The following is an 8,791-nucleotide window of genomic DNA, read 5'->3' as shown; positions in this document are numbered from 1 at the left end:
GCTTTTTCTGCAAAGGCAATAGCGTAATCGGCTCTTCCCATCATTTCATATAATCCGGAAAGGTGATAATACGCAGCATCATTTTTCGGATTAAAACGCAGGCACTGTTCCAGTGATTGAATAGCGCCTTCCGGATCGCCGGTCATTTTTTTGGTAATTCCCTCAATGAGATGTCCCTCCGAAGTCATACGCATCAGCGTATCCTGCACGCCTTTGGAAACGCCGGGTTTGGAGTTGACCTGTTTTCCCGATTTGCAGGAGGAAATTCCCAGTGCAATGAGAATGAAAATATAAAGCGCGTTTTTAATCATTATCCGATTTGTGTGTAATCGCCAATACTGAGGTCGGCGGCTTTCCCTTTGTATTCTGCAAAGTTTCCAATCATTGAATTAGAAATATGCGCATCGGCAATTTTTGCATGGGTTTGAATTATGCTATTGCTGATGATGCTGTTTTCTACTACAGAATTCATACCAATTGAAACGTGCGGACCAATCACACTATTGTGCAATGAAACGTTTTCTCCGATAAAACACGGCGGAACAATAACACTGTTCATCACTTTTGCACTGGCGGAAACCATGTTTTCTTTTTTATGGTTTTCCAGTACACGTTGATTGGTGAAAACGGTAACATTTTTATTTCCGCAATCGAGCCACTCTTCCACTTTTCCGGTAGCAAATCGCACGCCTTTTGCTTTCATGTTTTCGAGTGCATCGGTAAGCTGATATTCATTGTTGCCGCGAATATCGTTATCGATCAGGTATTGCAATTCATTTTTCAGATTTTCACCGTCGCGGAAATAATAAATTCCAATAATGGCTAAATCGGAAACAAAGGTTTTGGGCTTCTCAATAAAATCGGTAATGATCCCCTCACCATTGGTCTTTACTACACCAAAAGCTGCAGGATTTTCTACACTCTTCACCCAAATAATTCCGTCTTTACTTCCATCCAGCGTAAAATCTGCCGTAAACAAGGTGTCTGCAAATGCAACGGTAACGGGACCACTTAATGCTTCTTTTGCACACAAAATAGCATGCGCAGTTCCCAGTGGTTCGTCCTGGTAGTGAATGCTTCCTTTTGCACCCAGACTTTCAGCTATGCGAATCAGGTTTTTTTCGTTTTCCTCACCGAAGCGTCCCACCACATAGGCAATTTCATCCACTTTTTGTCCACACACCCGTGTGATGTCTTCCACCAGCCACTGCACAACCGGTTTTCCGGCAACAGGAATTAATGGTTTTGCAACTGTGAGCGTATGCGGCCGCATGCGTTTACCCATACCGGCCATGGGGACAATAATTTTCATAGAAAGTGTTTATCAGGTAAAGTTCTGATTAATTCAACTTTCACGAAAGCAATAAGACTGAACTTTTTAACCGCTCACTTGTGAAAAGGAGGCATTATGCGGTGGCCAGCGTAGCCACATTTACCTGACCGGCCCCTTCGGCAAGAATCAATGCCGTGCACGATTCCAGCGTTGCTCCGGTAGTCACCACATCATCCACAATCAAAATATTTTTCCCATAGACCCTCTCAGGTTCAGCAAGTTGAAAGATGGTCTCCACGTTTTTATACCGCTCAAACCGCGATTTTCGGGTCTGGGTGGAGGTGTTGGTCCGCCTTAAAAGCACCTGCGATTCTACGGGAGCCTGCAATACATTGGATATTCCCTGAGCAATAAACAGGCTTTGATTATAGCCTCTTATTTTTTCTTTTTTCGGATGGAGCGGAACCGGTACAATCAGGTCGATAGGTGATAAACGTTGTGTGAGTTCGAGTTGTTTGCCGAGCTCTATGCCGAGGAATTCGCCCACATTGGTTTTTCCATTGTATTTCAGCTGATGCAGTAAATGCTGAACACGATTCGATTTTCGGAAATAGCACAAGGACGTTGCAAAATGAACGGCACACCTTCCCCAGAATAATCGCTCTACGGGATTATCTTTTTCCAAATGAAAATTCGTGTAGGGGAGGTCCACCAGACAATTAATGCAAACCACTTTTTCATTTTTGAGCAAAGGCTCTGAACAAGCGGCACAAATAGAGGGATAAAACAATGAAAACAGCTCCTGAAACATGTCCAAAACAAGCAACTTTTTCGCCAGGTTTTACGCCGGATTTTGCGGGAATTTAAATTTCGGTGAGGTCTTATTCCGCCAAGAGGATAGCCGATTTGAACCTCGAAAAGGATTTAGGGTACTGGAAATAGGTTATAAACGCAATACCATTGAAACTTTCCCGTATTCCTTCCGTTTGTGCTAAAAGCCTTTATTAAATTTGCCGCATATATGTCGACCATGGAGAACCAACCGCAACAGAAAAAATCGAAAGACGCCATTTACATCACCATCATTCTCTTGTTATTGGGAGGTGCAGGGGTATTGTTTGTTCAGTTGAATCAAACAAAAAACAATTTGAAGCAGTGTTCCGAAAATTTTGATGTGCTTCAGAAGGAAAAAGATGAAATGGCAAAAATGTTTTCCGAAAATGGAATGGCAGATATGATGGGTGCCGATTTAAAGGAGAGCCTTGCAAATCTGATGGACGATTACCAAAATCTTGAAACCTCCAACAGCGGAATGAAAGATTCCATTGCAAAACAAATTCATAAGATTGACAGTCTGCAACAATTGGCCGAGAAAAATAAAGGCAATGCATACATGATTTATAAGCTGAAGAAAGAAACGGAAACACTTCGCAGCATTATGAAAGGGTATGTTCATACCATCGATTCGTTGAATACATTAAATATCGCTTTGCGAAAAGATTTATCGGAGACGAAGGACAATCTTTCTAAGGTGGAAACAGAACGCGATAATGTGAAGGAGAAAAATAAAGATCTCGAAGGAAAAGTGGCGAAGGGTTCTATTTTGCAGGCGAGTAATTTATCGGCGGGTGCCATTCATTTGCGTTCTTCAGGTAAACAGGTTGAAACAACCCGTGCAGGAAGAGCAGATATGGTAAAAGCATGTTGTACCATTATGGATAATGCCATTGCTAAATCCGGAAGTAAACAAATATACATGGTGGTGACGATGCCGGATGCTACCATTTTAACGCAGGACCCGAATGCAACCTTTAAATGGGAGGGTGGCGAATCGCAATATTCACTGGTTCGTGAAATCGACTACCAAAATGCGGCGATGGATTTGTGTTTATATGCCGAAGTAAAAGTTGATCTTCCCAAAGGTGTTTATGTAGTGGAGTTGTTCTGTGAGAAGGCAAAAATCGGTAAGACCACCTTTACACTGAAATAATCAATCGCAGTATTCAAGGAGCTTCACCGACGAACGCATATCGCCCAAATCGGAAGCTCCTTTTAATCCTCCGCAAATCCATTCTTTTTTATTGAGTTTAAATCCGCATTCTGCCAGTAATTGGTAGGCTAATAAATATTGCGGATTAAATCCGAGTGCGCGATTCACCCAGCGGACACATTCCTGATAGTCGTTTTCAAAATAATACATCAGTCCAATGTTATAATAAGCCATGGCGTATTTCGGATTAACACGAATTGCCTGATCATAACATTTGCGTGCTTCGGTATTGTTTTCCGTTCGCTGGTAGGCTACACCTAAAGTTACCCACACTTCTTCCAGCAATGGTGATTTTAATTCAATGGCTTTTTTTAAATCGGGTATGGAACCAGAATAATCTTCCATACTCCGTTTAATTTTTGCGCGCGCATACCAGACATATCCGGAATCCGGTAACGTTTTTACGGCTTCATCCATTAAAACGAGCGCCTCTTTATACTGACCTTCTATTTGTTTTTTTCCTGCTTTATCCATCAACTCTTCCGCTTTTAAGATTTTTGGATTAATGCGGTCTCTGCAATGTGATTTCAGGTATTCGTATCCTTCGGCAATGCCTAACTGTTGTGCCATCTGTGCATCTTTACAGGCTAAATCTACTTTGCCCAATGAATCAAATGCAACAGCGCGGATCAGATAGGCAAATCCGTTTTTTGGTTCCAGTCGCAATACGGTATTCATATCGTTTACGATATGCTGAAATCCTTTATTGGAAAAATTAATTTTAGACCGTTCAATCAGCATCAGACTGTTTTCCGGGTTCCGGTTTAAATAAGCTGAAATGGCAGCGGCGGATTTGTCGAATTCCTTTCGGTTATTATACAAAATAGCAATCTGGCGATAGGCGTAAATTTCGTCGGGACGAATTTTTATAGCGGCTTCGTAATCGCGCAATGCTTGTTGCCACATACCCATATAATCGAGCACGTTTCCGCGCATGGTGAGTGCATCGTAATAGTTGGGATCAATTTCCAATGCTTTTGTGCATGACTCATACACTTCGCGGTATTTTCCCATGTCGTAGAGCGGACGACTTTTTGCGTAGTGAAATTTCGGATTATTCGGTTCCATGGATAAAGCCAGATTGCAATCTGCGAGAGCGCCTTCATCGTCGTTGATTACATCATCTTTAAAATTGGAACGATATACAATAAATGCAGGATCGTTTTTACTTTTTTCAACAGCCAGATCCAGCTCTTTTAAAGCCATGATGTAATTGTTTTGTTGCTCATAAAAATCTGCACGTTCAGTATAGGTACGCGGATCGTCGGGAAAAATTTTTGTGAATGCAATCAGTACTTCTTCCGCTTCTTTTTCCTTTCCCATTTGCATGAAGGTCCTTAATTTGTTGATGTAGGAAACCGAGAATTTGTTATCCAGCGAAATGGCTTTGTCGTAATCTGCAATAGCGGTCGGATAATTTCCTTTCAGTTGATTTAAATATCCTCTGTTGTTATAAGCAGAGGGATGATTAGGTTCCAGTTTTATAGCCATGGTATAATCGGCCAGTGCTCTGGCTGTATCCGCTTTTTCGGCATACAATAATCCGCGGTTTACATAGGGAGCATAAAGTTTTGGGTCCAGTTGAATTGCATGGGTGTAGTCTTTAATAGCACCTTCTTTATCGCCCGATTTGGAACGGAAAAGTCCGCGTAAATAAAATTCATCTGCAGTTCCTTTGCCGCTGTTTAAAATGGAATCGAGTTTTTGAAGGTAAATGCGTTGTTCTTTTTCGGAAAGTTTAAACAATTCATGATCATCCAAAAAATTGGAATAACGTTCATCTTCCTGTGCAAAGGAAAAGAGCATCAGAAAAAGAAAACTGAAAGTGAAAACAGATCGCATGCCGTACTATTTACAGCAATATAACCAAAAGGAATTAATCTTCCTGCGTTGCGTTTTTATTTCTGTTCTCCAATAGAAATGCACGCTTGGAATGTTCTTTCATTTCCATGGTTTGTCCGCTGAGCATTTCAAATAACTGTTCAATGGGAATGGCATTGTTCACATCATATTCACCACTTTTGGTGCGCCTTAAATCGTGCAGATAAGCCGCTGCCTGCAGGCGGATTCCAAAATCATGTGCAATGCTCCGGATGTAGGTTCCTTTGGAACATTGAATACGAAAATGTATGAGGGGGATTTCAATACCCGTTATTTCAAATTCGTAAATGGTGATTTTATGTTTTTTTACTTCAGCTTCTGTTCCTTTGCGGGCATGCTCGTAAGCACGTTTTCCGTCGATTAATTTTGCTGAATAGAGTGGTGCTTGTTGTTCTTGTTCGCCAATGAATGATTTCGCTGTCCTTTCAATCTCTTCTTTTCCGATGTGCGAAATGTCCATCGATTCTCCGGGACTAGTCTCCCTGTCGTACGATGGCGTGGCGGCGCCCAGAAAAAAACTTCCGGTATATTCTTTTATTCCTGCCTGAATGCTATCAATTTGTTTGGTGGCTTTTCCTACACATACAATCAACAATCCGGTAGCGAGTGGGTCGAGCGTGCCGGCGTGACCAATCTTTGCTTTTTTATCGCCTGTATTTTTTATGAGTGCATATTTTAATTTACGCACCACATCGAAAGAGGTCCATTCATACGGTTTATCGATGAGCCAAACGGCACCTTCTTTCAGGTCGATTTTCATCCGGTAATATTGAGTTCATAGCCCATGGCCAACAAGGCGAGAATCGTAATTCCAACCACAATGCGGTAGTATCCGAAAATGCGGAATCCGTATTTACTGAGATAATCAATAAAGAATTTTATGGCGATCATTGCAACGATAAAAGCTACAAGATTGCCAATGGCCAGCGTAGAAAGATTGTCGGTTAAAATATGCGGATCTTTGTCCCACACGTCCTTTAGTTTTTTTGCAGAAGCAGCAAACATGGTGGGTACAGCAAGAAAAAATGAAAATTCAGCAGCTGTTTTTCTGCTTAATTTTTGAGTCATTCCTCCAATAATCGTTGCTGCCGATCGCGATACGCCGGGTATCATGGCAATGCATTGAAAGAAACCGATTTTTAAAGCGCGTGGATAATCTACCTGTGCATCATTCTCGCGACGATCCAGCCAGCGGTCAATAAATAATAAAACCATTCCTCCTAATACGAGAGAAATTGCAACGGTAGTGACACTCTCCAGCATGGAGTCGATGTAATCGCTCAGAAGTAGTCCGAATACAGCGGCGGGTAAAAAAGCGACAAGCAGTTTAAAGTAAAAATCCATCGATTGAAAGAAGCGCTTCCAATACAAAACCACCACAGCGAGAATTGCTCCCAGCTGAATGTTGATCATAAATGCTTTGGAAAAATCGCTGCTTTGTAATCCGAGCACTTTTTCAGTAATGATCATATGTCCCGTAGAAGAAACCGGGAGATATTCGGTAATCCCTTCTACAATGGCGATGATGATCGCGTCGAGTAATTCCATTAGTGCTGATCCTGCTTCTTCGACTTACGAAGAATTCCATAGAGTACTACACCATAACCTAAAATCACCGTAAACGGTGCGAGCGTAATTCTGCGGAACGAGAATAATTCTTCTTTATTAAACACATTCGGATCGGTAGAACCGCCGCCCATCATCAATAAAAATCCGATGATTACCAGCACAACTCCGGCAATGATTAAATAATAGTTTTCCTTGGAAAAAGGGAATATTTGTTGGTTGTTTTTGCTCATGATCAATAAAGTAATTCTGAACGTATTCTCAAGTATTTACGAAGTGCAAAGTACGTAGAAATCCACGAAATTAAAATACCTAAAACGGTAACGCCTCCAAAGAGCATCAGCATCATGGGGGTATCGTGTACTTCGGTTAGCTCCGGAAACCAACTAATCAGGTAGTTCATTCCCAGAAGGATAAGTCCGAGCGAAATCAATGCCGACACAATCCCCTGTAAAAAGGCACGGAACAGAAAGGGTCTGCGGATAAAGGCTTCGGTGGCACCCACCAATTGCATTGAGCGAATTAACAGGCGTTTGGAATAGACAGCCAGACGAATGGTATTGTTGATTAATGCGATGGCAACAAAGAGTAAAAGTGTGGCTAAAGCGAGAATGACATAGGCCGCATATTTTGCGCTTTGGTTAATGGTCATGAACATGGAGCGATCATACCAGACTTCTTCAATCAGATTATTCTTGTAACGCGATAAAAGCTGATCTTCTATTTTTTTTACGGAGTCGGCATTGGCATAGTCTTCCACAATGTACACTTCAATCGATGGTAAAATGGTGTTGTAATTATCCACCGGAGATAAAAGTGAATCGTCGCCCAGAATTTTTTCGGTTTCTTTCAGGGCTTCTTCTTTACTGACAAATCGCGCGGTTTTTACATAAGGTTCTGAAGCCAGCGTTTTTTCCAATTGGTGCATGTCGGCATCGCGAACGTTTTCTTTAAAAAATACATCCATACGAATACTTTCCTTGGCCATACGGGTCACCTTCCTCGAAATCATCACTCCCCAGCCGACCAAACCCAGCATAAAGAGCACCAGCGAAATTCCGATTACCGTAGAAATGTAAGAGGAACGGGCGCTTCGTTGGGCGATTTTATTAGTGGCATTGCTCATGGATACGAAAATAGCCAAAAGCACTCAACCAGAAATGCCAAAAAAAGTGAAAGACTAAAAGCAGGATGTTAATAAATCAAAAATCCCCCCGTGGTGTGCGGAGGGATTCTGAATGCATAAAGGTTTTTTAGTGGCGGATAATCACTTTTTTAGTTTGGCTCTTGCCACCTCCGGTGATTTTCACAAAATAAACCCCTTCCGAAAGAGAAGAACAATCTAAGGTGTGCATACCGTTTTTCAAGCTATGCTTCTGTACACTGCGACCACTTAAATCAATCAGTTCAATTTGTGCGTCGGCAGATGGTTGCCATACAATGGTGATTTTATCATTGGCAGGATTCGGGAAAATCTGCACTTGCGCATCATCCGTCAGCTGATTAATTCCGCTATTGGTTACATAATTGGTAACTGCCGCATTGGTAATTACCGGTGCATTAAAATCGAAATAGATATTGGCAATGTTTTCAATGCTTTGTCCAACCTGCGGAGCATTGAGGGTTTTCATTCTGAAATGAATGTAGCCGTGACTTCCGGGTTCGTTGCTTCCGCTATCCGGTAACATGATGTTGCTGAATTTCCAGCGAAGGATATTGCCGGGAAGAAGGTTTACTTCGTAATTGTGACTCGCACCAATCATTTCTAGACTCAATATGTCGAGCAGTGGCGAAAGGGTGTCGGTAACAATCACGTCGTGGGCAGGACCCGTACCGGTGTTCTGGAAGCGGATCACATAAGTAAGTTCATCCTGATCCGTCAACAGATCCCCATTCTCATTGATAGAAGGTGAAACGGTTTTATCGTTCGGGTCAAAAGATCCACTTACAATACGGGTATAGCAATACGAATTACAACCCGGATTAATGTCAGTTCCGTTGGTCACTTCGGCATGCGAACA

The 8,791-nt window shown here is 42.0% G+C and carries 10 protein-coding genes; 1 reads left to right on the top strand and 9 read right to left on the bottom strand.

From position 1 onward, the window contains the following. The 3 genes from K1X56_14020 to K1X56_14010 all read right to left on the bottom strand — a co-directional run. Positions 1-311: tetratricopeptide repeat protein (locus K1X56_14020; GenBank protein MBX7095834.1), on the bottom strand; the 311-nt coding region annotated here is incomplete at its 3' end. Then, positions 311-1,312 carry an NTP transferase domain-containing protein gene (locus K1X56_14015; protein ID MBX7095833.1) on the bottom strand — a complete coding sequence of 334 codons (1,002 nt, stop codon included), beginning with the start codon at positions 1,310-1,312 and terminating at the stop codon, positions 311-313. The genes K1X56_14020 and K1X56_14015, both read right to left, overlap by 1 nt. A gap of 94 nt (positions 1,313-1,406) precedes the next feature. Further along, positions 1,407-2,084 (bottom strand): ComF family protein, encoded by a 678-nt coding sequence (locus K1X56_14010; protein ID MBX7095832.1) that lies wholly within the window; start codon positions 2,082-2,084, stop codon positions 1,407-1,409. A 177-nt stretch (positions 2,085-2,261) separates the two neighbouring features. On the opposite strand from K1X56_14010, the gene K1X56_14005 reads away from it, so the two are divergent. Continuing rightward, a complete protein-coding gene (locus tag K1X56_14005) occupies positions 2,262-3,263 on the top strand; it encodes a hypothetical protein (protein ID MBX7095831.1) in 1,002 nt (333 codons plus the stop codon). On the opposite strand, the gene K1X56_14000 is transcribed toward K1X56_14005, so the two are convergent. From K1X56_14000 to K1X56_13975, 6 genes are all read right to left on the bottom strand, one after another. Continuing rightward, positions 3,264-5,165: a tetratricopeptide repeat protein gene (locus K1X56_14000; protein ID MBX7095830.1), complete on the bottom strand. Its 1,902-nt coding sequence runs from the start codon at positions 5,163-5,165 to the stop codon at positions 3,264-3,266. A 34-nt stretch (positions 5,166-5,199) separates the two neighbouring features. Next, positions 5,200-5,964: a tRNA pseudouridine(55) synthase TruB gene (gene truB / locus K1X56_13995; protein MBX7095829.1), complete on the bottom strand. Its 765-nt coding sequence runs from the start codon at positions 5,962-5,964 to the stop codon at positions 5,200-5,202. After that, a complete protein-coding gene (locus K1X56_13990; GenBank protein ID MBX7095828.1) occupies positions 5,961-6,752 on the bottom strand; it encodes an undecaprenyl-diphosphate phosphatase in 792 nt (263 codons plus the stop codon). Before K1X56_13990 ends, truB begins: the two co-directional genes overlap by 4 nt. Continuing rightward, entirely contained in the window at positions 6,752-7,003 is a 252-nt protein-coding gene (locus K1X56_13985; GenBank protein MBX7095827.1) for a DUF3098 domain-containing protein, read from the bottom strand. The genes K1X56_13990 and K1X56_13985 overlap by 1 nt, the downstream gene beginning before the upstream one ends. 2 nt (positions 7,004-7,005) lie before the next feature. Further along, positions 7,006-7,896, bottom strand: a complete 891-nt coding sequence (locus K1X56_13980) for a permease-like cell division protein FtsX (GenBank protein ID MBX7095826.1) — start codon at positions 7,894-7,896, stop codon at positions 7,006-7,008. Positions 7,897-8,023: 127 nt separating this feature from the next. After that, on the bottom strand, positions 8,024-8,791 hold a 768-nt coding region (locus K1X56_13975), incomplete at its 5' end, for a T9SS type A sorting domain-containing protein (GenBank protein MBX7095825.1).

It is taken from the genome of Flavobacteriales bacterium (assembly GCA_019694795.1).
Classification (GTDB): domain Bacteria; phylum Bacteroidota; class Bacteroidia; order Flavobacteriales_D; family UBA2798; genus UBA2798.
This window is presented reverse-complemented; position numbering and strand designations above follow the sequence as displayed.